The sequence below is a fragment of the Amycolatopsis sp. PSD-21 genome (assembly GCF_055561455.1).
Map to the genome: position 1 here is coordinate 438,413 of NZ_CM145712.1, position 23,865 is coordinate 462,277.

The window sequence follows — 23,865 nt, forward strand, 5'->3', positions numbered from 1 at the left end:
CGGGTGTGTGTAATGTTCTCCTTGTACCGAGAAAGACAACGTCAAGCAGGCGCGGGAGATGACGTAACTACCCGCGAGATGTGAGATGAGCCGGCCAGGCGGGTGCTTGGCCGGGAGCAAGATCTCAGGGCCGGGTTGTGAAGAAGGTTCGACCAGGTAGTGCCGGCCCTGGCGGAAGTGCACGAAGCGGGCGGAGCACGTGCGCCCGTGAAGAACGCGTAGTTGTAGTCAGTCAATGCAGTTGCAGGACCGGTCAGGTGGCCGGAGCCGATCAGTGACGGGGCTCCGGGCAGTGACCAGCGGCGTCAGCGTGCTGGGACCGATCAGTGGAAGGGTTCCCGCCGGTGTCGTCCGTAGCAGGTGAAGTAGCAGTACCCAGTAAGTGGAAAACACAGGAAAGAAGGGAACGGCAACATCATTGGATCGCCCGCAGCGGCAAGGTAGCGCCGCGCGGGTGCCGTAGTTCCATCGAGTTCGGAGGTGGTTCGCGGTCACGAATGAGCGATCCCCGCGAGGTCCGGCTTCCCAGCGGACGCGGGTGCAAGAGGCCGGCGGTCACGTCGGTTGACAATGGTGAAACCCAACCCTGAGGACCCCGGGTGCCGTGCTGGCACCCGGGGTCCTTTGTGATGTGGAGGTGGAATGATCCCTGCCCAGAACGGACCGGCCTCGCCCGACGGGGCCGACAAATTCGATGACGAGCACTACCCCGCCTACACGATGGGCCGGGCCGCCGACATGCTCGGCGCCACCCAAGGCTTCCTGCGCAGCCTCGACGAGGCCGGGCTGATCACCCCGCAGCGTTCCGCCGGCGGCCATCGCCGCTACTCCCGGCACCAGCTCCGCCTGGCCGCCCGGGTGCGGGAACTGGTCGATCAGGGCACCGCCGTCGAGGCCGCCTGCCGCATCGTCACCCTCGAAGACCAGCTCCACGAAGCCCAGCGCCTCAACGCCGAACTCCGCGCCGACGACTGAAATCCCCGCCCTGTGAACGCCCTTGTCCGGATCGGGCAAGGGCGTTCGTGCGTGGATGTCGAGACGGCCGAGCCCGCTCCGACCCCCTTCCGGAACACCGGAGCGAAGGAGGTCTCGCGATGAGCAAAGTGGTGCTGGACGTGTCGATGTCGCTGGACGGTTTCACCGCCGGGCCGAATGTCCGGGCTGAAGAGCCCATGGGCGACGGCGGGGAACGGCTGCACGAGTGGATGGCCGGGGAGGGCCCCGACGCCCGCGTTTTCGAGGAGGTGAACGCGAGGGTCGGGGCGGCCGTCATCGGCAGGCGCACCTTCGACCTCGGTCTTCGGCCGTGGGGCGGGACGCCGTGGCCCGGTGTCCCCAGCTTCGTGATCACCCACCGGACCAGGGAAGACCTCCTCGGCGACAACGGCGGCACGTTCGCCTTCGACGGGCTGGAGGCCTCGGTCCGGCGTGCCAAGGACGCGGCAGGGGAGAAGGACGTCCTCGTGCTCGGGGCCGACGTCGCCGGGCAACTGCTGGCCGCGGGCCTGCTCGACGAGGTCCACCTCCACCTCGCCCCCGTGGTGCTGGGCCGGGGGACCTCAGTGTTCGGCGGGCGTCTTGGCGAGCTCGTCCCCCTGGGTGAACCTGTCGCGGGCGCCGCCACCCACCTGCGTTATCGCGTCCGGTGACTACCACGGGATGGTGGCCCGGATGACGGACGAGATCGGTTCGAGGTCGGCCACGAGGCGATCGAGTTCGCCGGGGCTCAGGGCGTTGTAAGGCGCCTCCGCGAGCCGGTCGGTCATCGCCTCGACGCGCTCCTTCGTGGCCCGGCCCGAGTCGGTGAGCCGGTCGTCGGACCCGATCAGGCCGCGGTCGCGCATCCCGTCCACGACCGCGGCCAGCTGCGCGGCGGGGAGATGCCAGACCCGGCCGAACTCGTTCGCGGGGATGCCGACGGACAGGGCGTGGAGCACGTGGCATTCCGTCCCGCCGACACCCTCGGCCACCAGCGCGACGGTGTGGCCGTCGCCGCGGTGCTCACGCAACAGGGTGGCCGCGTGCCACAGCCGCGCCACGGGTTCCTCCGGGACCGGGAGCGTCCGGACGGCGGCGAAAAGGGCCCGTCCCTCGACGGGTGCGCTGGTCGCCGCTTTCAGCAGGAGTTCGCCGGCGCGGGTGACGCCGGGGTCGTCGGCGAGGTCACCGAGGATCCGCCGCATCCCCGCGACGCAGCCCCGTTCGCGGGCGGCCAGCGCCGCTTCGGGCGTGGTCAGCTCCCAGACCTTCGGGAGATGCCGTGCCACCTCGCCCGGGGCGAAGTTGTAGAAGATCGCGTGGATCACCTCGGCGGGCACCGACCGGCCGAACGGCGCGGCCCGTCCGGCGAAGTAGGCGTCCCACTGGTTGCGCAGGCCGAGCGCGATCAGCGCCTCGTCCGACTCGTCGGCGAAGTAGGGGATCAGGCCGATGGGCTCGACCAGGTCGTACATGCGGCGGGCGACGGGTTCCGGGTGCGACATCTCGTCTCCTGTGGTCGTGGCGGGGCGCCCTCGTGGCGACCCTCTCGACCAGGCCACGAACGCCGCACCCGGAAATCGACATCGGCTCCGCGACCTATTTCAGGTGCCGGGCGATGAACCGGCCCGCCGAGTCTCCCTCGAAGTGCGGGACGCCGGTGTGCCCGCCCATGTTGGCGTGCAGCGTCTTCTCCCGCGAACCGAAGGCGTCGAACAGATCCAGCGCCTGCTGCCGGTCGTTCCCTTCGTCGTCCCACTGCAGCAGGACCAGCAGCGGGATGGTGACCTGCCGGGCCTCTTCGAGGATGCTTCGCGGCACGTAGCTCCCGGCGAACAGGACGGCGGCCGCGATCCGGGGTTCGACCCTCGCCAGCCGGGTGGCGATGGCGATCACCCCGCCCGAGAACCCGACCGGACCGCCGATCCCGGGCAGCGCGAGGAGCGCGTCCAAGGTGGCCCGCCATTCCGGGACCGCCGCGTCGACCAGCGGGAGAACGAGCCGGTCGACGATGTCGTCGCTGACGGGCTCCCTGGCCTTCAGTGCGCTCAGCAGGTCGGCGCGGGCTTCGTCGACGGCGGGGAAACGGGGCCGGTCGCCGGCTCCCGGGAGTTCGATGGTGGCCGCGGCGTAGCCCGTCGCCGTGCAGGCCAGGGCCCTGGCCGCGAGCCGGGGATACATCCTGCCGAGTCCGCCGGGGTGCCCCATCAGGATCAGCCGGACCGGTGCCGCCGATTCGGGCGTCCACAGGATTCCGGGGATGTCGCCGAGGGTGAATTCGCGCTCGAAGGCGTCTTCGAGGCGTCGTTCGGAAGTGAAATCCATGGTCGTGCCTTTCGGGAGTGCTCGTGAAACGGCGCTCCCGGACGACCTATCGCCCGACCGTGACCCCTGAGGGGAGCACCCATGTCGCAATGTTCACGGGTACCACCTCCTCGTTCGCTCGCACGGCCTCCGGCAAGGTAACAGCGGCCGCGATCGCGCGCCAACGGTTTTACCCCAGCACCGAAAGCCCGTCCGCCACGACGACGCCGTCGTGCAGCACCGTGCGGTCCTTGCCGCGGTCCATCACCGCGCTCGTCGGGGTCTCACCGTCGACCAGCACCAGGTCGGCGCGGTCGCCGACGGCCACGCCCGGCCGGTCGCCGATACCCGCCAGCCGCGGGACGTCGTGGCTCATGATCGACGCGCCGCCCATCGTCGCGACGGCCAGCGCCATCTCGATCAGGTCGTCGCGGCGGAAGCCGTTGGTGAAGGCCAGCTGCCAGGTGCGGTCGAGCAGGTCGCAGTTGCCGTACGGGCTCCAGTAGTCCCGCTGGCCGTCCTCGCCGAGGCCGACGCGCACTCCGGCGGTCGTGAGGTCCGCGAGCGACAGCTGCCCGTCGGTGGACGGCGCGACGGTCGCCATCGCGATGTCCAGCTCGGCGAACGTGTCGATCAGGCGGCGGCTCACCGATTCCGAGATCGAGCCCAGTTCGTACGCGTGCGACATGGTCACCTTGCCGCGCATGTCCAGCGCCCGGACCCGCTCGATCACCAGGTCGGTCGAGAACACGCCGAGGTGGCCGGGCTCGTGCAGGTGGATGTCCACCTCGACGCCGTACTTCTCGGCGAGCCCGAACACGACGTCGAGATGTCCCTTGGGGTCCTTGTCCAGCGAGCACGGGTCGATCCCGCCGACGACCGTGGCGCCCGAGCGCAGCGAAGCCTCCAGCACGTCCACGGTGCCGGGCTCGCGCAGGATCCCGGCCTGCGGGAACGCCATGATCTCGACGTCCGCGTGCTTGGCGAAGCGTTCCTTCGCGGCGAGGACGGCTTCGAGCTTTTCGAGCCGGCAGTCGACGTCCACCTGCGCGTACGTGCGCACGCGGGTGGTGCCGTTCGCGATCATGCGCTCCAGCGTCCCGGCGACGCGTTCGGGCAGCGGGACCTCGGCGTTCCGCCAGTTCTCGCGGTCGTTCAGCATCATCGCCCAGACACCTGGCGCGCCGGTGTGCGGCCGGAACGGCAGCCCGATCCGTGTCGAGTCCAGGTGGACGTGCACGTCGCTGAACGACGGGAACAGCAGCCGCCCGCGCCCTTCGACCGTGTCCGGCGACGGCGCGGCGGCGGGATCGTGCGGCCGCACCGCGGTGATCCGGCCGTCGGCCACCTCGACGTCGCTGCGCTGTCCACCCCAGGGGCGGACGTCACGGATCAACACGAGGACACCTTTCTCGCCGGACTCCCTTTGGTATACCAAATCCAGGGAGCGGCGGCAACGTCACTTGGTGTGCCGGTACGGGCGCGTGTGCCCGGTCTCCGCGTTGTGCTTGGTGATGTGGTCGATCCCCATCGCTTCGAGCCTCGGGTACTCGGTCACGTCGAACACGTTGTCCTCGCGGCGATGCGGGTAGACGTCGTGTCCCTTGCCCGGCCAGTAGGGGAAGACCACGTGCGTGTCCTTGTTGGAGTTCTTGGCGAAGGTTTCGGAGACGTAGTCCCATTTCTCCTGGACGAGCGGCTTCCTCGGGTCGTTGGGATCGTTGATCCACCCGGGCATCTTGATGTTGTTGTCCTTGAGGGTGCCCTCGAGGGTGTTGCCGCCGTTCTGCTTCGCGATCTTGGTCGCCTTCTCCTCGACCGAGCCGAGGTACTCGTCCTCTTCGCCGCGTTTGCGTTTCTTGGTGCCACCGGACCAGAAGAAGTGCTTGTCCGCCTTCAGGATCTGGTCGAGCTTCGGCTTGAACTTCTCGAACTCCTCCTTCGACATCTTGTCGACGTCGATGGGAGGCTTCCGCGGGCTCCTTCGCAGCGGCTGGGGTTGCCCGCTGGGGCCGACCGGCTGAGGTCGCTGCTGGCTGCCCGGACCGCTTCGCCCGCAGGGCGGGACGAGGCCGAGCGGGTCCCCGATGAGCAGCGGCTGGTCGACGTAGCCGACGGGGTTCGGCGCGGCGGCGAGGCCGAGCGGGTCCTGGCTGAGATAGCGCGACGTCCTGGGGTCGTAGTACCGGAAGACGTTGTAGTGCAGCCCGGTCTCCTCGTCGCGGTGCTGGCCGGGGAACGCCAGCGGCATCGACGCGGTGTCGGCGCCGGGCAGCGGCACACCCCAGAAACTGCTGCGGTCCTGCCAGACCAGCGTGCCGTGTTCGTCGAGCAGTTCGGTCGGCGTTCCCGCGGGCGACGTGATCACGGCACGGAACACGGCGTCCTCGAGGCCGCCGGTGCGCTCGATCTGCACGACGGGGCGGTCGTCGTCGTAGCGTTCCCAGGTCAGGAGCCGGTAGGACTCGTCGGCGGGGTCGTAGTCCATCCGCTCGACCACGGTCATCCCGCTCCACAGGAACCGGACGTCGTGCGTGAGCTCGGCTTCCCCTTCCGGGCCGATCAGCCAGCGGCGTTTGGCGAACCGCCGCCCGAGCGGGTCGTAGTGGTAGGTCCAGAACGCGCCGTCGGGGGTGCGCACGGAGCGCAGCCGGTCGAGGTGGTCCCACTCGTAGGCGCAGGACTGGTCCGCGACGACCCGGCCCCGCTCGTCGCCGCTGTAGACGTCCTCGCCGATGACGATGGTCCCCGCGGCGTCGTGGGTGAACCGTTCGACCCCGGCCGGCCCGCGCGCCTCGCTGACGCGGCCCGCGGTGTCGAAGGTGAGCCGCCAAGGCCGGATCGCGTCGTCGACGGCGGCGAGCCTGCCGTCCGGCCGGTAGCCGTAGACGCGCTGCCCGACGCCCGAGATGTGCTCCTCGGCGAGGCGGTCTTCGGCGTCGAACCGACGCCGGAGCACCACGGTGCCGTCGACGCTGCGCGTGATCTCCCGCCCGGCGTCGTCGTAGCCGAACTCGACTTCGTGGCCGGCGATCCGCAGCGACCGCGGCAGCCCCTCACCGGTGAACCGCCACTCACTGTCCACACCGGACGACGTGCGGCGGACGAGCACGTCGCCGTCGTGGCGCCAGCACACCCCGAGCCCGTTGATCGTGTCGACGACGACCCGGTCCCCGTCGTCGTGGACGAGCTCGACCCGCGATTCGGTGTTCTCGGCGACGGTCATCCTGCCGAGCGCGTCGTATTCGTAGCGTGTGACGTCGTCCGGGGTACGCCGCGCCACGACGTTGCCCTGGAGGTCGTAGTCGTACTCGGTCGCGTCACCCGTACTGCTGGTCATGCGCAGCAGTTGCCCCGCCGCGTCGTAGGCGTAGCCGGTCCGGCGGCCCTCGTAGTCGATCTCCTCGACGAGCCTGCCCGCGGCGTCGCGGACATAGCGCCAGGTGTGGCCGTTCGGGTTGGTCACCGAGGTGAGCCGCAGTTCGCCGTCGTAGGTGAACAGCGTGCGCGCGCCCGCGGGGTCGGTCTCTTCCAGGACGAGGCCGAACGGGCCGTACTTGCGGCGACGCGCGGCACCCGCCGCGTCGCGGTGCTCGACGACGTGACCTTCGGCATCGTGCACCCACGTCTCGCGGCCGCCGTCCGGACCGAGGCGCCACGCGCGGCGCCCGTCGGCCGTCCAGCCGAGCCGCGCCGCGCCGCCGGAGGCCGTGTACGCGAGGCGGGGGCGGCCGAACAGGTCGCGGTCGCCGGGACGGTCCGTCACGGGGGCGTCGGTCAGCGGGTCGGGCGCGTCCGGGATCTCCACCGGCATCCCGGTGCCGACCAGGGTGGTGGCCGGGTCGAACGCGGGGACCGTCCGCCGGACGTCGCCCGCCGACAGCCGGACCTCGCCGTCGGCGTGTGTCACCAGCACCGTCGATCCGCCGGGGCGGTGGACGGCGACCAGCGCGCCGTCCTCGTCGTACTCGTAGCCGGTCTCCCGGCCGATTTCGTCCACTGTGGACAGCAGCTCGTCGCGCCGGTTCCAGGCGTAGCGCTGGGAGTTGCCCAGCGGATCGACGCGTTCGACCAGCTGCCTGGCGTCGTTGAGGCGGTACGTCCACGTGTGGCCCGCGGCGTCGGTGTGCCGCGTCGTGCCGGGTTCGTAGACGAACGTCGCGTTGTAGTAGCCGCTCGCCCCGACCGCGCGGACGCAGCGGCCGGCGTCGTCGTAGACGTAGCGGTACCAAGTGCCCGTGCGGTCCTTCCAGCCGACGAGCCGGTGGCTGAAGTCGTAGTCGAGGGTCATCGGGCGGCCGGCGTAGTCCGAGACGACACTCAGCTGGCCGAGCCGGTTGTATGAGAAGCGCACCAGCGGCGGCTGTCCCGGCGCGCCGATGGTGACGATCCGCCCGTTCGCGGTGCCGATCGCGAGTTCGACGCCGTCGTCACGGCGGAGCCGCGCGGGCGTTCCGTCGGGCGCGTAGGCGAATTCGGTGCGGGCCCCGTTCTGTTCGATGGCCGTGAGCGGAAGGACCCGGCCCGCGCCGGCGAAGAGCAATTCACGATCGCCCATCGACAGCCGGTAGCCGTCCGCCGCGCGGCGCAGCCGGTGCCGTGGACCCTGCACCGGCAGGACGGGGACACCCGCCGGGACCGGATAGGTCAGCACCATGCCGTCTTCGGCGTAGAACAGGATCCGGTCGCGCTGTATCGCCAACCGCTGGTCCATTGTGGACGTCCAAGATGGACCGAACCAGCGGCCGGCGGTGTAGGACGACAGATGCGTCCGGGAGAGTTCGAGTTCGGCCGCGTCACCCGGCAGCGTCACGTCGACCTGTTTCATGACGACCTCGCCCGTCGCGACGTCGACGGGGTCACCGCAGTAGTTCTTGGAATCCGACGACGTCGAGCGGTCGCCGTTGCCGTCCTTCTTGGTGGTGTCGGTGTTGCCGCCCCGGTCGCGGGTGCCACCGCCGCCGCCCGTGCCGCTGGTGTTCGTCTGGTCGTTGTCGCTCTTGGTGTTGGTGCTCTTGTCGTTGGTGTTGCCGTCGTTGCCGCCGGGCTTACCGCCCCCATCGGCGCTGGAGCTGCTGGTGCCTTCGTCGATCCCGCGGTCGTTGCCGCCCTTGGTCTTGGGCGGTGGCGGCGCGTCCACCTTGCCGCTCTGCAGCTTGCGCAGGGCCTTGGCGGCGTCGTCGAAGAGCGTGTCCGCCCGCTTGAGCAGCGGTATCAGGCCCTTGAGCGCCTTGACGAGCTTGGTGGTGAGGTCGGCGATCTTCGCGGCGGTCTTGGCGACCGCGGTCACCACCTGCGGCACCACCCAGGTCAGGCCGATGCCGAGGGTGAACAGCACCTGCAGCGCCCAGCTGATCAGGTGGCCGACGAGTTCGGCGATGATGTCGCGGACCAGGGTGCGGACGGCGGCGACGACCTCGCCCGCGGTCTTGACCCCGCTGGACGCGCCCTCGCAACCCTTCTGCGCGGCGGTGAGCACGGTGACCGTGTCCTGCGACCGCTCGCGGTAGCGGTCCGCGGCGTCACCCGCCCACGTCCGCAGGTCGGCCTTGACCAGGTCGGTCAGATCCGTGCCGATGGCACCGAGTTCCTTCGCGATGTTGGACCAGGTCTCGGCCTGCGCCTTGATCTGATCGGCGTCGCCGGTCAGGGCGTCGAGCGCGTCGGAGAGCGGGCCGACGTGTTCGAGCAGCCAGCCGACGCCCGCGGCGAGGATCGAACCGAAGGGGTCCATGGCCATCGACAGCGCGTCGAGAGCCGTGCCGACGGCACCCATCGCGACCGCGGCCCAGTCGCCCTTCTCGATGCCTTCCTTGAGGTCGATCGCGGATTCCAGCAAGGGGACACCGGAGTGCGCCTTGGTGGAGTCCTGGCGCTCAGCGACCAGCGGATTCGCCATGTATGCCGTCTTTCCTGCCTCGGGAACCTCACCGACTGGGCAGCCGATTTCTACCATCGCAGCGCCGGGGCCTCCCCGTGCGGAACGGATCTTTGTCCGGCCGCCGCAAGGACGACCCCTACGGGCAGGGTCTTGCAAGTTCTGCTATGTGGAAGTTAACCTCCGCAGATTGAAATTGCCCGGCATCGCTCGCTTCTATCGAGAGGCGGATCCATGGTGAAGAGGACGCGGGCCGAAGCGGCCGCGAGCGGCAGGCCCGAGGACGAACGGCTCGGGATCGGCAAGAGTTTCACTTACGGCATCCAGCACGTCCTGACGATGTACGGCGGGATCATCGCGCCGCCCCTGATCATCGGCGGCGCCGCGGGCGTCTCGACCGCCGAGATCGGGCTGCTCGTCGCGTCGTGCCTGTTCATCGGCGGTCTGGCGACGATCCTGCAGTCGTTCGGCATCCCCTTCTTCGGCTCCCGGCTGCCGCTGGTCCAGGGCACCTCCTTCGCGGGGGTGGCGACGATGACCGCGATCGTGGCCGACGGCGGCTTGCCCGCCGTGTTCGGCTCGGTGATCGCGTCCGCGGTGCTCGGCCTGCTCATCACGCCGGTGTTCTCCCGGCTGGTGAAGTACTTCCCGCCGGTGGTCACCGGGACGGTGATCACCGTGATCGGGCTCAGCCTGATGCCGGTCGCGGCCCAGTGGGCGATGGGCAACAACACCAAGTCGCCGGAGTTCGGCTCGGTCTCCAACATCGGCCTTGCCGCGATGACGCTGGCGATCGTGCTGCTGCTCAGCAAGGTCGCCGTCCCGGCCATCTCCCGGCTCTCGATCCTCCTGTCGATCGTGGTCGGCACCGTGCTGGCCGCCGTGCTGGGCAAGGCCGACTTCTCGCGGGTCTGGGACGGCCCGATCTTCGCGGTACCGACCCCGTTCGGCTTCGGCGCGCCGACCTTCGACGTCGCCGCGATCGTGTCGATGTTCATCGTCGTGCTGGTGACCCTCACCGAGACCACGGCCGACATGCTCGCGGTGGGGGAGATCGTCGGGACGAAGGTCGGCAAACGCCGGATCGGCGACGGGCTGCGCGCCGACATGGCCTCCTCGGCGGTCGCGCCGGTCTTCAACGGGTTCATGCAGAGCGCGTTCGCCCAGAACGTCGGGCTGGTCGCGATCACCGGGGTCCGGAGCCGGTTCGTGGTGACCGCCGGCGGCGTGATCCTGCTGGTACTGGGCATGCTCCCGGTACTCGGCCGGGTCGTCGCCGCGATCCCGTACCCGGTGCTGGGCGGCGCCGGGCTCGTGCTGTTCGGCACGGTGGCGGCGTCCGGTATCAAGACCCTGTCCAAAGTGGACTACAACGGGAACATGAACCTGGTGATCGTCGCCGCGTCGGTCGGGCTGGGGATGGTCCCGATCGCGGCGCCGGAGTTCTACCACCACTTCCCGGCGTGGGTCGGCACGATCTTCCACTCGGGGATCAGCTCGGCCGCGCTCATGGCCGTCGTGCTGAACCTGCTGTTCAACCACCTGAAACCGGCCAAGGCGGGCAGCGACCCGTCGGTGTTCGCGACCGCGACCAGGGTGATCGACTACTCCGACCTCAAGGCCTTCTCGCGGCTCAAGGACGGCGACCGGATCGTCGACGGCAAGATCGTGGACGCCGAGGGCAAGCCGGTCGAGGTGTGCGACGAGGACGGCAAGCCGGTGCCCTACCGGATCGGATCCGAGCCGGACGGGCACTGACGCGGCGGGAACACCACGCCGATCGCTCGATCGGGACGCTCAACGTCCCCAAGGTCACATTCGGGACATCCCGGGCCGGAAATCGGCGGTCCAGCCCCTCCTGGTGACCCGCCGAGGGTGACCTTGACCTGGCGATCTGTACGAATTTGAGACGGCGACGTGTGTTACCGGGCAAGACCTGCGAGAATGGTCCACGAGATCGGGGCATCGAATGAGCTCAGACTCGCTATGAAGAGCAGGTAGAAAAAGTATGGCTCAGGGCAGCGTTAAGTGGTTCAACGGCGAAAAGGGCTTCGGCTTCATCGCTCAGGACGACGGCGGACCGGACGTTTTCGTGCACTACTCGGAGATCCAGGGCAGCGGTTTCAAGTCCCTGGACGAAGGGCAGCGCGTCGAGTTCGAGATCGGCCAAGGTCAGAAGGGCCCGCAGGCCCAGCGCGTCGTCGCCATCTGACTTTCTTCACGCCGAAGGCCTCCATCCGGACCGGGTGGGGGCCTTCGGGCGTTTCGGGACCCGATATCGTCGTTGCATGCTTGTGATCGTTCGTGAGCACCCGTGCGGCCGGACGCGGTGAGCCGCTCCGCCCTGGAGCCGGAGCAGGTCGGGCGGAAGGTGCGGTTGCGCGAGGTCGGGCTGGGGGATCGCCGGGTCCTGATGGGCTTCGACCGTGACATGGCCCGCGAGGCGACGCCGCTGATCGGCGGCGGGCACCGGCACTGGGCCTCACACCGCTCGGGATCCTCTGGCGACGACATCCACTTCGGCATCGAGACGGTGCGCGGCCGGATGCTGGTCGGCTCGGTCTGCACCATCGGCGCCGACCCGGTGACCGGCCGGTTCGGCTACGGCATCGGGATCGCCCCGCGCCACCAGCGCTGCGGATACGCCACGGACGCCATCACCGTCCTCCTGGCCCACATGTTCGGGCAACGCGGCTTCCGCAAATGCGAGGTCACCGTGTACGGCGGCAACCTGGCGTCGCTTTCGCTGCACGGCGGTCTCGGCTTCCGCGAGGAAGGCAGGCTGCGCGACACCGAGGTGGTGCGCGGCGAGATCAAGTACCTCGTGCGGATGGGCATCACCGCCGAAGAGTTCGCCGCGCGTCCCGTGGACAGCCTCGCCGACCTCGGCAGGCGTGGCCAGCACCGGCGGCCCCGGCGCGGCAAGCACTGGCGCACGCCCGCCGCGATCAGCGGCTGATCATCCCGGATTCGTAGGCGAAGACGACCGCCTGGACGCGGTCGCGGAGGCCGAGTTTCGTGAGGATGCGGCCGACGTGGGTCTTCACCGTCCCGGGCGAGAGGAACAGCAGCTCGGCGATCTCGGCGTTGGACAGGCCGCGGGCCAGCTGCTGGAGCACCTCGTGTTCGCGGCCGGTGAGGAGGGCGAGCCGGTCGTCCGGCGGCGACACGGGCAGGCCGGTGACGACGCGGTCGAGCAGCCGCCGGGTGACGGTGGGCGCGAGGGTCGCCTCGCCGGAGGCGACCACACGGACGCCGGCGAGCAGATCCGGCGCCAGCGCGTCCTTGAGCAGGAAGCCGCTGGCCCCCGCCTGGAGCGCGGCGTAGACGTATTCGTCCAGGTCGAACGTGGTCAGCACCAGGACGCGGGTGCGATGGGCCGCGGCGATCGCGGCGGTGGCCTCGACGCCGTCCATCTCGGGCATCCGGATGTCCATGAGCACGACGTCGGGATCGAGGTCCGCCACCAGCGCGACGGCCTCCGCGCCGTCGCCCGCCTCGCCGACGACGTCGATGTCGTCCGCGTTGTCCAGGATCATCCGCAGTCCGGTGCGCACGAGCGCCTGGTCGTCGGCGATGACCACCCGGATCGTCATGACGGCAGGGTCGCGCGGACGGCGAAGCCGCGCTCCGCCCGCGGTCCCGCGTCGAAGGTGCCGCCCAGTACGTTCACCCGTTCCCGCATCCCTTCGAGGCCGTGCCCGGTGCCGGACGGTTCGGCCGCGACGCCGTCGTCGGTCACCTCGATCTCCAGCGTGCCGGGGCCATAACGCATCACGATAGTCACCGACGCGGCCGGACCGGCGTGTTTCAGCACGTTCGTCAGCGCCTCCTGCACGATCCGGTAGGCCGCCAGGTCCACTGTGGACGGAAGGGGCCGGGGTTCCCCTTCGACGCGGAACTCGACCGGCGTGCCCGCCGACCGGATGTCGGCGGCCAGCCGCGGCAGGCGTTCCGCACCTGGCCGGGGCTCCCAGTCCGGCTCGTTCTGGCCGAGCGCGCCGAGCAGCCGCCGGATCTCGCTCAACGCGGTGCGCCCCGTGTCGACGATGGCGTCCAGCGCCTCCCGCGACCGCTCGGGTCGCCGTTCCAGCTCCGCTTGCGCGCCCTGTGCCTGCAAGACCACGACGGAAAGCGCGTGCGCGACGACGTCGTGCAGTTCGCGGCTGATGCGGCCGCGTTCGGCGGCCACGGCCAGCGCGGCCTGGGTGTCGCGCTCGCGTTCGAGGTCGGCGGCCCGCTGCTCCAGCACCGACAGCCGGATCCGGCGCTGCCGAGTGTTCAGTCCGGCGAGCCACGCCACGCCGAGCGACAGGCCGATGGCCGGAAAGCCGCCCCAGTCCTGCACCTGGTGGTCGTCGGCGTCGGTGGCGACCGGGGCCAGCCGATCGATGACGATGATCCGCGGCGGCATCGGGACGGGGGTCCGCGTGTTCGCTTCCGATGCGTAGAACGACCACGCCCCGGCGACGAGCAACCCCGCGGCCAGCAAACCGGCGGAACGCCGTCGCGACCCCCAGGCCGCGACGGAGAAGAGACCGATCAGCGCCACGACGTCGACCGGTTTGAGGTCGTTGCCCATGACCAGATGCAGGAGTGAGGCCGTCCCTCCGGCCGCGAAGGTGATCGTGGGATTCCGGTGCCGGACGAGCAGGGAAGCCAAGGCCACCAACGAGACCAGCCACCACTCGAAGCCCTCCGGATCGTCCGCCGAGACCACAGTGGACAGTCCGATGAGGATGGTCAGGCCGCGGTCGACGGCTCTCGGGTGATTCCTGAGGAAGGCCAGCACCAGCCGAGCGTAATCGGAGGAGCGGGCGGCGCGAATCCCTCTCGCGGCAGACCCAGGGATACGACCTGCGGCAGACGCGCGAACACGGCGGCGGGCTCCAGCCTGGTCGCAGGAAGATCCTCGACAGAAACGGAAACCTCATGAGAAGGCTTCTCGTCGCGCTGGCCGCCCTCGCCGGCATGGTGTCGTTGGCGAGCCCCGCCACCGCGGCCCCGCGCCTGACGCTGCCGCCGCCGACCGGCTCGTATCCCGTCGGCTCCACCGACCTCCACCTCGTCGACAGCTCGCGTCAGGACCCGTGGGTGCCGTCCGGGCCGCGCGAGCTGATGGTGTCGATGTTCTACCCCGCGCCGGCGCCGATCGGCCCGAAACGGCCCTACCTCACCTTGGCCGAGGCCAAGGCGTTCCTGACCGAATCGGGCCTCCCCGACATCGACCCCGCACTGGTCGCCGGAACCCGCACCAGCGCCAGGGTCGACGCCCCGCGCCTGCCGGGGAAGCGCGCGCTCGTCGTCCTGTCGCCGGGATTCGGCAAACCGCGCACGACGCTCACCGGGCTCGCGGAAGAGCTGGCGAGCAAGGGGTTCGTCGTCGCGCTGATCGGCCACAACTACGAGTCCCACGGCACCGCCTTCCCCGACGGACGCGTCACCGAATGCGCCGCGTGCGGATCCGACTCGACACTCATTCCGCCGGTCCGTTCCGCGGACGTCTCGTTCGTCCTCGACGCGCTGACCAGGTCTTCGTCGCCCTGGTCCCGGCTGATCGACCGGACGCGTATCGGGATGGCGGGGCATTCCATCGGCGGATACAGCACACCGACTGCGATGATCGACGACTCGCGGGTCCGCGCGGGTGCCGACCTGGACGGCAGGCTGTGGTCGCCGATCCCCGCGTCCGGGATCGACCGGCCGTTCCTGCTGCTCGGCCGCGAAAGCGAGTACACCCCGGCCGGCCCGGACACGACGTGGGCGGGCAGCTGGCCGAACCTCACCGGCTGGAAGCGCTGGATCAGCGTCGCGGCGGCCGGGCACGCGTCCTTCACCGACGTCGGTGTCCTCGGTGAACAGCTCGGGCTCGGCAAACCCGAGCTGCTCGGCGGCGAGCGAGGAATGGCGCTGACCAGGGCGTACGTGTCCGCGTTCTTCGACAAGAACCTGCGCGGCGGGCGTCAGCCGCTGCTGGACGGGCCGGTGCCGGGCAACCCCGAGATCAAGTTCTGGAACTAGGCGAGGACGGTCCCGGTGAGGTCGCCGGAGAGCTTCCAGAGCCGCGCGGCCTCGCCGGGATCGATCGCGTACGGGCGCACGCCGACCCACTCGCCTTCTTCGGGGGCGAGCTCGGCGACGTCGCAGTCCTCGCAGTAGAGCCCGCCCATCCCGTCGAGCATCGGTGACGTCGCCGCCCAGACCTGGGTGGCCGCGCCCTGCTCCGGCGTTTTGAAGTCCGGGTCGGCCTGGTTCCCGTGCTCGTCGATCCAGCCGCGTTCGACCATCTCCTCCGGCCGCAGATGCCGCTGCAGGGGAGTGAGGATCGCGCCCGGATGCAGGCTGAACGCGCGGATCCCGTGTTCGGCGCCGAGCGTGTCCAGCCACACCGCGAACAGCGCGTTGGCGGTCTTGGCCTGGCCGTACGCGAGCCAGCGGTCGTAGCCGCGCTCGAACTGGACGTCGTCCCAGCGCATCGGCGAGGAATGGTGACCGGCGGAGGACACCGAGACGACGCGGGCACCACCGGCCGCCTTCAGCACGGGCCAGAGCCGGCTCACCAGGGCGTGGTGGCCGAGGTGGCAGATCGCGAAATGCGACTCCCAGCCGGGGCCCACCCGTCGTTCCGGCGCGGCCATGATCCCGGCGTTCGCGATCAGCAGGCCGACCGGGCGGCCGGTGGCGAGGAACCGCCGGGTGAAGGCCTCGATGCTCGCCGGATCGGCGAGGTCGAGCTCGTCGACCTCGGTGCCGGAGATCCCGGCGAGGGCGGCCTCGGCGTCGGCCGGGCGGCGCGCGGGGACGACCACGTGCGCGCCCGCGTTCGCCAGCGCGCGCGTGGTTTCCAGGCCCAGCCCCGAATAGCCGCCGGTGACGAGGGCGAGCTTGCCGGAGAGGTCGATCCCATCCAGTACTTCGGCGGCGGTGCTGCGCGCGCCGAAACCGGAGCCGATCTTGTGTTGTGCGTTGGTCATGCGGCGGACGTTAGGAGCTAGAGGGCGCTCTAGGTCAAGGGCGCTATCGTCGGTGCGGTGACGGAACTCGCGATCGGCCAGGTCACCGCCCGGACGGGCCTCAGCGTGCACGCGCTTCGCTTCTATGAGAAGGAAGGGCTGCTCGCGGCGCCGGTGAAACGGGACGCGGGCGGCCGCCGCGTGTACACCGAGCAGGACGTGGATTGGCTGGTGAACTGCACGAAGTTCCGGGCGTCCGGGATGCCGCTCGCCACCATCCGCGAATTCGCCGGACTCGTCCGGCAGGGGCCGGGAAACGAGGAAAAGCGGCTGGAGCTGCTGCGGGAACATCAGAAGACCGTCCGGAATCGGATCGCCGAACTGGCCGATTGCCTGGAGCTGATCAGCCGGAAGGTCGAGATCTACGAGGAGCATGTCGCGCGGGGGACGGCGGACGGGCTCTGGCGCTAGCCGTCACGTTTCGCGCGGCGGTCTCGTCACAGGGACATGACCACGAAACTCGCCAGGTTCACGGACCAGAAGACGATCCTGCTGAAGACTTTCAAGCGGGACGGCACGCCCATCGGGACGCCGGTCAACATCGCCGTCGAAGGGGATCACGCGTACATCCGTACGTATGACGCGGCGTGGAAGGCCAAGCGCTTGCGGAACGATCCGCGGATCGAGATCGCCCCGTCGACGTTTCGCGGCACTCCGACCGGGGAGCCGGTGCGCGGGCGGGCCCGTCTGCTCGAAGGTGAAGAGGCCCGGCACGCGGCCGCCCTCCTGGCCGGGAAGCATCGGCTCCTGCACGGGTTCTTCGTCCCGCTCGTGCACCGGCTGAAGAAGTACAAGACGCTCCATTACGAGGTACGGCTCGATTAGAGTCCATAATGGACAGACGTTGCCACCCGATCGGTGCAACGTTTCGCCTGGCGATGGGCGTGAGCGGCCCTTAAGCTTTTCCGCTTGTGACCTGCGAGGTGAGACGATGAGGTCCTTCGGTGCGGTGGATCCGATCAAGCTCGCGCTCGCCGGGCTCACCACCATGGCGCTCGGGATGGCGGCGGCGCTCAACGCCGACGCGCTGCCGGTCATCGGGGGCGGCACCACCTATTCCGCCGAATTCTCCGACGCGGGCGGGCTGCAGGCGGACAACGACGTCCGGATCGCCGGGGTGAAGGTCGGCAAAGTGTCCGAGATCGACCTCGAAGGCGACCGCGTGCTCGTGTCGTTCCGGGTGAAGGACGCCTGGGTCGGCGACGCCACGAGCGCGTCCATTCGGATCAAGAACGTGCTGGGGCAGAAGTATTTGGCGCTCGATCCGCACGGCGAAGCGGTCCTCGATCCCGGAGATCCCATTCCGCTGCGGCGGACCACCGCGCCGTATGACGTTCTTGAAGCGTTTCGGGATTTGTCGAAAACCGTCGACGCCATCGATGTCGGCCAGCTCGCGAAAAGCTTCGACACGATTTCGGCGACCTTCGCCGATACGCCCGCCGACGTCCGCTCGGCGCTGGACGGGATCTCGAAACTGTCCGGCACCATCGCCTCCCGTGACCGGCAGCTCCGGACGCTGCTCGCGAACACCCGGCAGGTGTCGCGGACCCTCGTCGACCGCGACACCGAGGTCCAGCGGCTGATCCAGGACGGCAGCGCGCTGCTGCGCGCGATCTCCACCCGGCAGCAGGCGATCAAGGATCTGCTCGACGGATCGAAACGGCTCGCGACCGCGCTCGACGGCATCATCGCCGACAACGACGGCCAGCTCGGGCCGGTGCTCGAACAACTCGACCGGCTGACGTCGATGCTCCAGCGCAATCAGGATTCGCTGGCCAAGGGGATCGCCGCGTTCGCGCCGGCGATCCGGGTGCTCACCAACGTCGCGGGCAACGGGCGCTGGATCGACGGCTACCTGTGCGGGCTGGTGCTGCCCACGTTCGGTCCGCTCAACGAAAAGGGCTGCTTCGACTCGTGAGTGGTGATGACGGTTCTGGCCAAGGGTGTCTCAGATACCTACTGGCTTCCGGAGGAGGTGTCGCGAAAGCCACTTTCGGGACACCAGACGTCTCGAAAGTGGCTTTCGCGACATGCTCACCAGGGCCGTGGCCGGGCCCGACACCCACCGGTACCGAAGGGGGCATCTCTCGTGAGCGGTAAGGACGGTTCTAACCGTCCTTACCGCTCACGAGACTTGACCGGCGATGTCACGTGACTGGACCGGACGGCACGCGTGATCCGGCGGACGACACGCGTGACTGGATGGACGACACGACCGCACGGCCGGGGTTCCACCGCGAGTGGAGTTGCCCCCGGATTCCGGACACGGGGTTGTTACGCGGCTTGCTGGTGACTGTAGCTGGTTCGGGTTTCGTGGGGTGTTCGGTGACCGACTGTCGAATGTAGACGGTTGTGGTTGTAGTAGTGGAGGTAGCGGAATATGTCGTGTCGTGCCTGGTCACGGGTGGGCCAGATGGTGGTGCCGATCTCGGTTTTGAGGGTGGCGAAGAACGACTCGGCGACGGCGTTGTCGTAGCAGGATCCGACCCGTCCGATCGAGGGCCGGATCCGGTGATCGGCGAGCGCGGCCCGGAATTGGCCGGAGGTGTACTGGACACCGCGGTCGGAGTGGAACACCGCGCCGGGGCGGATCAGGCCGCGTGCGGTGGCCAGGGCGATCGCGTCACAGACCAGGCCGGCGCGCAGGTGCTCGCCCATCGCGTGCCCGACGATCTCGCGGTTGTGCAGGTCGATCACCGTGGCCAGGTAGAGCCAGCCCTGGAACGTGGGCAGGTAGGTGATGTCCCCCACGAACCGGTGACCCGGACGCTCGGCGGTGAAATCACGGCGGAGCACATCCGCCACCGGCGTCACCGGGCTGGCGGCGGGCGTGGTCAGGCTCCGGCGTTTGCGGCGGGTGATCCCGGCCAGGCCCTGTTCGCGCATCAACCGCTCCACCCGCTTGTGGTTCACCACCCGCCCGCGCCGGCGCAGCTCGGCGGTGATCCGCGGGACACCGTAGGCGCGCCGGTGCTCGGCATGGATCGAGGCGATCACCGCCACCAGCTCCCGCTCCCGCGCCGCCGCGGCCTCGCGGGCGGCCTCGGCGGCGACCCACTCGTGGAAACCCTGCCGGCGCAGGCCCAGGACCTGGCACAACCGCTTCACACCGAACTCGGCGCGATGCTCGGAGATGAACCGGTAGCGGTAGATCATCGATCCATCTCTTTGGCAAAATAGGCGGCCGCTTTACGCAGGATCTCCTTCTCTTTCTGCAGCTCAGCGACCTGCTTCCGCAACCGCTGCACCTCATCGGTGACCGCGGGATCCTCCACCGGCGCGGCCGCTTCCTCCTTGGCCTTGTTCACCCACGACCGCAGGGTCTCGTGATTGACACCCAGCTCACGAGCGATCTGACGCAACGGACGATCACCGGACTCCACCAGCTCCACCGCATCCCGACGGAACTGCTCCGGATACTTCGACGAACGCGACACCAAGACATCCTCCCTCCAGACCACTGTCTGGAATCAAGGTGTCCGCATCACGGGGGCAACTCCAAGCCGTCCGTCCGATCACGCGTGTCGTCCATTCAGTCACGTGTGTCGTCCGTTCAATCACGCGAAACCGCCGCCCGCGCACCAACGGCAGGTGCCGATAACGGCCTTACCGCTCACGACCCCAAGCCCGTCCGTCAGGGCTTCGTCCGCCGCAACCAGTACAACCCGATCACTGGCAGCACCAGCGGGATGAAGAGGTATCCCTGGCCGTAGACCGACCACACGGTGGCGTGCGGGAAGGCCTCGCGGTCGAAGAGGCTGAAGGTGCCGATGGTCAGCACGCCGAGCAGTTCGACGGCGCAGGCGACCAGCGCGATCCGCCACCAGCCCGCGCCGCGGCGGGCCAGCGCGACGGTGGCCAGGAGATAGACGAGGGCCGCGAACGCGGAGAGGGCGTAGGCCAGCGGCGCTTCGTGGAATTTGGTGCTGATCTGCACTGCGGCGCGTGAGGTCGCCGCCAGCGCGAAGATCGCGTACACGGCGACCAGGATCCGTCCCGGGCCGGAAGCCTTGTCCACCGTCTTCTCCTCGGTTTCCTCACGCACTGGCGCCCGCCCAGACCTCGTGCAGCCGCAGGACCATCACCGGGATCGCGAGACAGGCGATGCCGAGGATCACGGTGCTCGACCTGGTGCGCTCGGCCAGTGCCCAGACCGTCCCGAGCGGGAGCACGACGAGACAGCCGATCAGGTAGGCGAGATAGGTGGCCATGCTGCCGGGACTGCCGCCGCCGATCAGCAGCACGACCCCGATCACGAGCTGGGCCACCAGCAGGAGTTCGACCACGGCGAGGCCGGCGAGCAGTGCGTTGTCCGGCAGTTTCCTGCGCGCGGCCTGGACGAAACTCCACGCCGCGACCAGCGTCGCGCAGATCGCGACGGTCACCGCGAAGCCTGTGATCACGTCGGCCTCCTTACCTGCTCCACCGGCGACAACGTACCTCCGGGCGGATCACCGCCGACGGGCGACCGGCAGGGTGCGTGGCGGGCGCCACGCACCGGCGCACTGGTCCAGACCTCGGGTGAATAGATCACGAAGCGCGTTCGGTTGGCGCTCTGTCAATTCGGTCGAGCGATTTTGTGTTGGCCACCTGGACCAGGGATTACCTCGCCGGTTCGTTCCTGTTACACACCGACCGGGTGGTTGAAATACGAGTTGATCTCACGCTGGGTACCCCTACCATTCGGTAGATTTCGAATTCACGTCCCTGAACAGCCCATCCGAACCCCCGATATGGCGGATTGGCCGTTCGGTGTCCGGCGGGTGGAATATTCTCCATCGCGATGGTGCACATGGCCCATCCGATTGGTGCCAAGGAGGGGGCGCTCGATGGACGTCCGGTACGAAGCGTATTGCTTCGCCGATCCACTGTTCTTCGATGAGCAGCGGGAAACCGGGGACGCCGCCGACGATTTCGCCTCCCTGCTGCCGGCACCCGAGGCGGGCTGGCGCACCGGAGTGCGCGGAGTGTGGCGGCTGTTGCACCCTGTTGCTCGAAACCTTCCCTTGCAGGGCTGGAAAATCCACGTTTCGGCAGGTTTGGGCAACGCCGAGCGGGTGCTCGTGAAGGTGCACGAGCATTGTGTCGAGCACGACGTGTCCTACAAGCATCTCCGCTCGCGGAGCACCCTGCTGGCAAGGAATTCGAAATACGCCCCGCGTGACGGAAGCGGTAAGTTGCTGACTCTTTATCCGGCTGACAACAACGAGCTCGAGCGCGTTCTCGCCGAGTTGTCGGCGAAGCTCGACGGCGAGCCGGGGGCATACATTCTCAGTGATCTTAGGTATGGTGCCGGGCCGCTCTACGTCCGCTACGGCGGATTCGCCGAGCAATGGGTCGAACTCGACGGCAAGCGGGTCCTCGCGGTGCGCAAACCGGATGGGACGCTGGTCCCGGACAAACGCGAGCCGACCTTCTCCGTACCCGACTGGGTGACGATTCCGGAGTTCCTCGCGCCTCATCTCGCGGCTCGTAAGAGCGGCGGCGCGGATCAGTTCCCCTATCAGGTGAAGAGCTCGCTGCACTTCTCCAACGGCGGCGGCGTGTACCTCGCCGACCGGAAGACCGACGGCGAACGGGTGGTCCTCAAGGAGGCGCGGCCGTTCGCCGGCCTGGACCGCGACGAGGTCGACGCCGTCGAACGCCTCCGCCGTGAGCACGAGGTGCTGGAGCGGTTGAAGGGCATCGACGGCATTCCCGCCACCTACGACCGCTTCACCGTCTGGGAGCACCACTTCCTGGCGATGGAGTTCATGCCCGGCGTCTCGCTGGGCAACTGGCTCGCCCGCAACTACCCCCTCACCAGGCGCGACACCACCGAGGCCGACATCGCCGCGTACACCGAACGCGCACTGGCGCTGGTCCGGCGGGTGGAGGCGATGGTCGGCGAGGTGCACGGCCGGGGGATCGTCTTCGGCGACCTGCACTCGCTGAACATCCTGGTCGACGAAGACGCCGACACGGTCTCGCTGATCGACTTCGAGATGGCGGCCGACGTCGAAAGCGGCAAACGGCCCGCCCTCGGCGCGCCCGGTTTCCGCGCCCCACGGGACCGGAACGGCTTCGAGGTCGACGAGTACGCGCTCGCCGTCCTGAAACTCTGGATCTTCCTACCGCTCACCACGCTCCTCGAACTCGCCCCGGCGAAGCTGCGCGGGCTCGCGGACTTCGTCCAGCAGCGTTTCGACGTCCCGGAGGGCTACGCCGACTCGATCGTCGCCGAGCTCGCGCCCCGGGACATGCCGCCCCTGACGAGTGCGACCGAGCTGGACCAGGACAAGCCGGACTGGGCGCTGGTGCGCAAGCAGATCACCGAGGCGATCCTCGCCAGCGCGACCCCCGAGCGCACCGACCGGCTCTTCCCCGGCGACATCGAGCAGTTCCGCGTCGGCGGAGCGTGCTTCGGCTACGGCGCGGCCGGCGTCCTCTACGCACTGAAAGCGACCAGCGGCGAGCGTCACCGGGAGCACGAGCGCTGGCTGCTGGACTCGATCCGCCGCGACCCCCCGGGCCGCCCGGGGTTCTACGACGGCTCGTACGGGATCGCGTACGTCCTCGAAGAACTCGGGTACCGGGACGAGGCCACCAAGCTGCTGGCAGCGTCGGCGACGCTGGTCGAGCAGACCACCGACCACGGTCTGGAAGGCGGCCTGTCCGGGATCGGGCTCACCCAGCTGCACTTCGCGGTGTCCCGCAAGGACAACGAGTTCGGCAGGCAGGCGCTCGCCACCGCCGTCCGGCTGGCCGAAGCGCTCGAAACCGCCGCCCCGCCCGGAGACTTCGGCAGGGCCGGGCTGCTCAACGGCTGGTCCGGTCCGGCGCTGCTGTTCGTGCGGCTGTTCGAGCGCACCCGCGAAGAGGGCTGGCTGTCCTTCGCGGATCAGGCGCTGGAGCGGGACATCGAGGAGTGCGTCGAGTCCGACGACGGCTCGCTGCAGGTCCGCGACGGCGAGACCCGGACGTTGCCCTACGTGGGTGTCGGCAGCGCCGGGATCCTCATGGTCGCCGAGGAGCTGGCGAAACACCGTCCCGACGCGAAGGCGTTGAAGAGCCTTCCCGGCCTGCGTGAGGCGTGCCGCGGCGAGTTCGTCATCCACCCTGGTCTGCTGTTCGGCCGCGGTGGGCTGATGACCGCGCTGGCCATGGGCGCCGAACCGGACCAGCGGGTCCGCGACGCCATCGACCTGCATCTTTCGCGGCTCGCCTGGTACGCGGTGCCGTACAAGGGCGGCCTGGCGTTCCCCGGCAACCAGCTGTTGCGGCTGTCGATGGACGTCGTCACCGGCGGCGCGGGCGTCCTGCTCGCACTGGCCGCCACCCTGGACGGGAAGGCCGCGCTGCCCTTCCTGTCCTCCCGAACTGCTGTCCAGTGAGGACAGCGGACCAAGAGATAACTAGTGAAAGGGAACACCATGGAACTGGTTCTCGACCTGCAGGCTCTGGAAACCCCCGAGGTCCTCGAAGGCGGCGGCGGTGGCAGCCACGGCGGCGCGAGCAACCTCAGCCTGCTGGCCTCCTGCGCCAACAGCACCGTCAGCCTGCTGACCTGCCACTGAGTCACGGCTGAACACTGAGGGCGCGGGAGCGGCACAGGCCAAGTGCGCCGCTCCCGCGCCTTTATTTTGCCTTCCGGTTCGTCTCGTTGGGATCACGTTGTAAGGAGTGGGATGCGGAGCCAGTCGGCTGGGTCGT

The 23,865-nt window shown here is 69.1% G+C and carries 22 protein-coding genes; 11 read left to right on the forward strand and 11 right to left on the reverse strand.

What is annotated here, in order from left to right:
- Positions 1 to 642 precede the first annotated feature (642 nt).
- Entirely contained in the window at positions 643 to 975 is a 333-nt protein-coding gene (locus ACZ1DY_RS02315) for a MerR family transcriptional regulator (RefSeq protein ID WP_126732331.1), read from the forward strand.
- A 119-nt stretch (positions 976 to 1,094) separates the two neighbouring features.
- Positions 1,095 to 1,649, forward strand: coding sequence for a dihydrofolate reductase family protein (locus ACZ1DY_RS02320; RefSeq protein WP_465483488.1), 555 nt, complete (start codon positions 1,095 to 1,097; stop codon positions 1,647 to 1,649).
- Here ACZ1DY_RS02320 and ACZ1DY_RS02325 read toward each other — a convergent pair whose 3' ends face one another.
- The 4 genes from ACZ1DY_RS02325 to ACZ1DY_RS02340 all read right to left on the reverse strand — a co-directional run bounded on the left by ACZ1DY_RS02325 (position 1,650) and on the right by ACZ1DY_RS02340 (position 9,181).
- Positions 1,650 to 2,483 carry an SCO6745 family protein gene (locus ACZ1DY_RS02325; protein ID WP_465483489.1) on the reverse strand — a complete coding sequence of 278 codons (834 nt, stop codon included), beginning with the start codon at positions 2,481 to 2,483 and terminating at the stop codon, positions 1,650 to 1,652.
- A 94-nt stretch (positions 2,484 to 2,577) separates the two neighbouring features.
- Entirely contained in the window at positions 2,578 to 3,303 is a 726-nt protein-coding gene (locus tag ACZ1DY_RS02330) for a dienelactone hydrolase family protein (protein ID WP_465483490.1), read from the reverse strand.
- A 169-nt stretch (positions 3,304 to 3,472) separates the two neighbouring features.
- Positions 3,473 to 4,681 (reverse strand): amidohydrolase family protein, encoded by a 1,209-nt coding sequence (locus tag ACZ1DY_RS02335; protein WP_465483491.1) that lies wholly within the window; start codon positions 4,679 to 4,681, stop codon positions 3,473 to 3,475.
- Positions 4,682 to 4,741: 60 nt separating this feature from the next.
- Positions 4,742 to 9,181: a DUF6531 domain-containing protein gene (locus ACZ1DY_RS02340; protein ID WP_465483492.1), complete on the reverse strand. Its 4,440-nt coding sequence runs from the start codon at positions 9,179 to 9,181 to the stop codon at positions 4,742 to 4,744.
- Positions 9,182 to 9,394: 213 nt separating this feature from the next.
- Here ACZ1DY_RS02340 and ACZ1DY_RS02345 point away from each other — a divergent pair, with 213 nt between their 5' ends.
- The 3 genes from ACZ1DY_RS02345 to ACZ1DY_RS02355 all read left to right on the forward strand — a co-directional run bounded on the left by ACZ1DY_RS02345 (position 9,395) and on the right by ACZ1DY_RS02355 (position 12,119).
- Positions 9,395 to 10,918: a nucleobase:cation symporter-2 family protein gene (locus ACZ1DY_RS02345; RefSeq protein WP_257489458.1), complete on the forward strand. Its 1,524-nt coding sequence runs from the start codon at positions 9,395 to 9,397 to the stop codon at positions 10,916 to 10,918.
- A gap of 250 nt (positions 10,919 to 11,168) precedes the next feature.
- Positions 11,169 to 11,372, forward strand: a complete 204-nt coding sequence (locus ACZ1DY_RS02350) for a cold-shock protein (protein WP_005149851.1) — start codon at positions 11,169 to 11,171, stop codon at positions 11,370 to 11,372.
- Between the two features lie 102 nt (positions 11,373 to 11,474).
- Positions 11,475 to 12,119 carry a GNAT family N-acetyltransferase gene (locus ACZ1DY_RS02355; protein ID WP_126732325.1) on the forward strand — a complete coding sequence of 215 codons (645 nt, stop codon included), beginning with the start codon at positions 11,475 to 11,477 and terminating at the stop codon, positions 12,117 to 12,119.
- Here ACZ1DY_RS02355 and ACZ1DY_RS02360 read toward each other — a convergent pair.
- Both ACZ1DY_RS02360 and ACZ1DY_RS02365 read right to left on the reverse strand, forming a co-directional pair.
- Positions 12,109 to 12,756 carry a response regulator gene (locus ACZ1DY_RS02360; protein WP_126732324.1) on the reverse strand — a complete coding sequence of 216 codons (648 nt, stop codon included), beginning with the start codon at positions 12,754 to 12,756 and terminating at the stop codon, positions 12,109 to 12,111. The two genes, ACZ1DY_RS02355 and ACZ1DY_RS02360, sit on opposite strands and share 11 nt — an antisense overlap.
- Positions 12,753 to 13,952 (reverse strand): sensor histidine kinase, encoded by a 1,200-nt coding sequence (locus ACZ1DY_RS02365; protein ID WP_465483493.1) that lies wholly within the window; start codon positions 13,950 to 13,952, stop codon positions 12,753 to 12,755. The genes ACZ1DY_RS02360 and ACZ1DY_RS02365 overlap by 4 nt, the downstream gene beginning before the upstream one ends.
- Before the next feature lie 140 nt (positions 13,953 to 14,092).
- Here ACZ1DY_RS02365 and ACZ1DY_RS02370 point away from each other — a divergent pair, with 140 nt between their 5' ends.
- Positions 14,093 to 15,181 carry an alpha/beta hydrolase family protein gene (locus ACZ1DY_RS02370; protein ID WP_465483494.1) on the forward strand — a complete coding sequence of 363 codons (1,089 nt, stop codon included), beginning with the start codon at positions 14,093 to 14,095 and terminating at the stop codon, positions 15,179 to 15,181.
- Here ACZ1DY_RS02370 and ACZ1DY_RS02375 read toward each other — a convergent pair.
- Positions 15,178 to 16,134: an SDR family NAD(P)-dependent oxidoreductase gene (locus ACZ1DY_RS02375; protein WP_465483495.1), complete on the reverse strand. Its 957-nt coding sequence runs from the start codon at positions 16,132 to 16,134 to the stop codon at positions 15,178 to 15,180. The genes ACZ1DY_RS02370 and ACZ1DY_RS02375 overlap by 4 nt on opposite strands.
- A gap of 57 nt (positions 16,135 to 16,191) precedes the next feature.
- Between ACZ1DY_RS02375 and ACZ1DY_RS02380 the strand changes: the two genes are divergently transcribed.
- The 3 genes from ACZ1DY_RS02380 to ACZ1DY_RS02390 all read left to right on the forward strand — a co-directional run bounded on the left by ACZ1DY_RS02380 (position 16,192) and on the right by ACZ1DY_RS02390 (position 18,091).
- Complete coding sequence (locus ACZ1DY_RS02380) at positions 16,192 to 16,584, forward strand: MerR family transcriptional regulator (protein WP_126732320.1); 393 nt, start codon at positions 16,192 to 16,194, stop codon at positions 16,582 to 16,584.
- A gap of 36 nt (positions 16,585 to 16,620) precedes the next feature.
- Entirely contained in the window at positions 16,621 to 16,998 is a 378-nt protein-coding gene (locus ACZ1DY_RS02385) for a PPOX class F420-dependent oxidoreductase (RefSeq protein WP_126732319.1), read from the forward strand.
- A gap of 106 nt (positions 16,999 to 17,104) precedes the next feature.
- Complete coding sequence (locus ACZ1DY_RS02390; protein ID WP_257489453.1) at positions 17,105 to 18,091, forward strand: MCE family protein; 987 nt, start codon at positions 17,105 to 17,107, stop codon at positions 18,089 to 18,091.
- 356 nt (positions 18,092 to 18,447) lie between these two features.
- On the opposite strand, the gene ACZ1DY_RS02395 is transcribed toward ACZ1DY_RS02390, so the two are convergent.
- From ACZ1DY_RS02395 to ACZ1DY_RS02410, 4 genes are all read right to left on the reverse strand, one after another.
- Complete coding sequence (locus tag ACZ1DY_RS02395; protein WP_465483057.1) at positions 18,448 to 19,329, reverse strand: IS3 family transposase; 882 nt, start codon at positions 19,327 to 19,329, stop codon at positions 18,448 to 18,450.
- Positions 19,326 to 19,610 (reverse strand): transposase, encoded by a 285-nt coding sequence (locus ACZ1DY_RS02400; protein ID WP_465485635.1) that lies wholly within the window; start codon positions 19,608 to 19,610, stop codon positions 19,326 to 19,328. Before ACZ1DY_RS02400 ends, ACZ1DY_RS02395 begins: the two co-directional genes overlap by 4 nt.
- 197 nt (positions 19,611 to 19,807) lie before the next feature.
- Positions 19,808 to 20,218, reverse strand: coding sequence for a hypothetical protein (locus ACZ1DY_RS02405; RefSeq protein WP_185927053.1), 411 nt, complete (start codon positions 20,216 to 20,218; stop codon positions 19,808 to 19,810).
- A complete protein-coding gene (locus tag ACZ1DY_RS02410; RefSeq protein WP_465483496.1) occupies positions 20,211 to 20,576 on the reverse strand; it encodes a hypothetical protein in 366 nt (121 codons plus the stop codon). Before ACZ1DY_RS02410 ends, ACZ1DY_RS02405 begins: the two co-directional genes overlap by 8 nt.
- 426 nt (positions 20,577 to 21,002) lie before the next feature.
- Here ACZ1DY_RS02410 and lanKC point away from each other — a divergent pair, with 426 nt between their 5' ends.
- Positions 21,003 to 23,546 carry a class III lanthionine synthetase LanKC gene (lanKC, locus tag ACZ1DY_RS02415; protein WP_465483497.1) on the forward strand — a complete coding sequence of 848 codons (2,544 nt, stop codon included), beginning with the start codon at positions 21,003 to 21,005 and terminating at the stop codon, positions 23,544 to 23,546.
- Between the two features lie 39 nt (positions 23,547 to 23,585).
- Positions 23,586 to 23,729 (forward strand): SapB/AmfS family lanthipeptide, encoded by a 144-nt coding sequence (locus ACZ1DY_RS02420; RefSeq protein ID WP_091598068.1) that lies wholly within the window; start codon positions 23,586 to 23,588, stop codon positions 23,727 to 23,729.
- Positions 23,730 to 23,865: the final 136 nt, after the last annotated feature.

Excerpts from the sequence above, each read along its gene's own strand:
- ACZ1DY_RS02315 (WP_126732331.1), top strand. The coding sequence starts at position 643 with ATGATCCCTGCCCAGAACGGACCGGCCTCGCCCGACGGGGCCGACAAA.
- ACZ1DY_RS02340 (WP_465483492.1), bottom strand. The coding sequence starts at position 9,181 with ATGGCGAATCCGCTGGTCGCTGAGCGCCAGGACTCCACCAAGGCGCAC.
- ACZ1DY_RS02330 (WP_465483490.1), bottom strand. The coding sequence starts at position 3,303 with ATGGATTTCACTTCCGAACGACGCCTCGAAGACGCCTTCGAGCGCGAA.
- ACZ1DY_RS02385 (WP_126732319.1), top strand. The coding sequence starts at position 16,621 with ATGACCACGAAACTCGCCAGGTTCACGGACCAGAAGACGATCCTGCTG.
- ACZ1DY_RS02350 (WP_005149851.1), top strand. The coding sequence starts at position 11,169 with ATGGCTCAGGGCAGCGTTAAGTGGTTCAACGGCGAAAAGGGCTTCGGC.
- ACZ1DY_RS02390 (WP_257489453.1), top strand. The coding sequence starts at position 17,105 with ATGAGGTCCTTCGGTGCGGTGGATCCGATCAAGCTCGCGCTCGCCGGG.
- ACZ1DY_RS02320 (WP_465483488.1), top strand. The coding sequence starts at position 1,095 with ATGAGCAAAGTGGTGCTGGACGTGTCGATGTCGCTGGACGGTTTCACC.
- ACZ1DY_RS02370 (WP_465483494.1), top strand. The coding sequence starts at position 14,093 with ATGAGAAGGCTTCTCGTCGCGCTGGCCGCCCTCGCCGGCATGGTGTCG.
- ACZ1DY_RS02395 (WP_465483057.1), bottom strand. The coding sequence starts at position 19,329 with ATGATCTACCGCTACCGGTTCATCTCCGAGCATCGCGCCGAGTTCGGT.
- lanKC (WP_465483497.1), top strand. The coding sequence starts at position 21,003 with ATGGACGTCCGGTACGAAGCGTATTGCTTCGCCGATCCACTGTTCTTC.
- ACZ1DY_RS02420 (WP_091598068.1), top strand. The coding sequence starts at position 23,586 with ATGGAACTGGTTCTCGACCTGCAGGCTCTGGAAACCCCCGAGGTCCTC.
- ACZ1DY_RS02360 (WP_126732324.1), bottom strand. The coding sequence starts at position 12,756 with ATGACGATCCGGGTGGTCATCGCCGACGACCAGGCGCTCGTGCGCACC.
- ACZ1DY_RS02345 (WP_257489458.1), top strand. The coding sequence starts at position 9,395 with ATGGTGAAGAGGACGCGGGCCGAAGCGGCCGCGAGCGGCAGGCCCGAG.
- ACZ1DY_RS02325 (WP_465483489.1), bottom strand. The coding sequence starts at position 2,483 with ATGTCGCACCCGGAACCCGTCGCCCGCCGCATGTACGACCTGGTCGAG.
- ACZ1DY_RS02375 (WP_465483495.1), bottom strand. The coding sequence starts at position 16,134 with ATGACCAACGCACAACACAAGATCGGCTCCGGTTTCGGCGCGCGCAGC.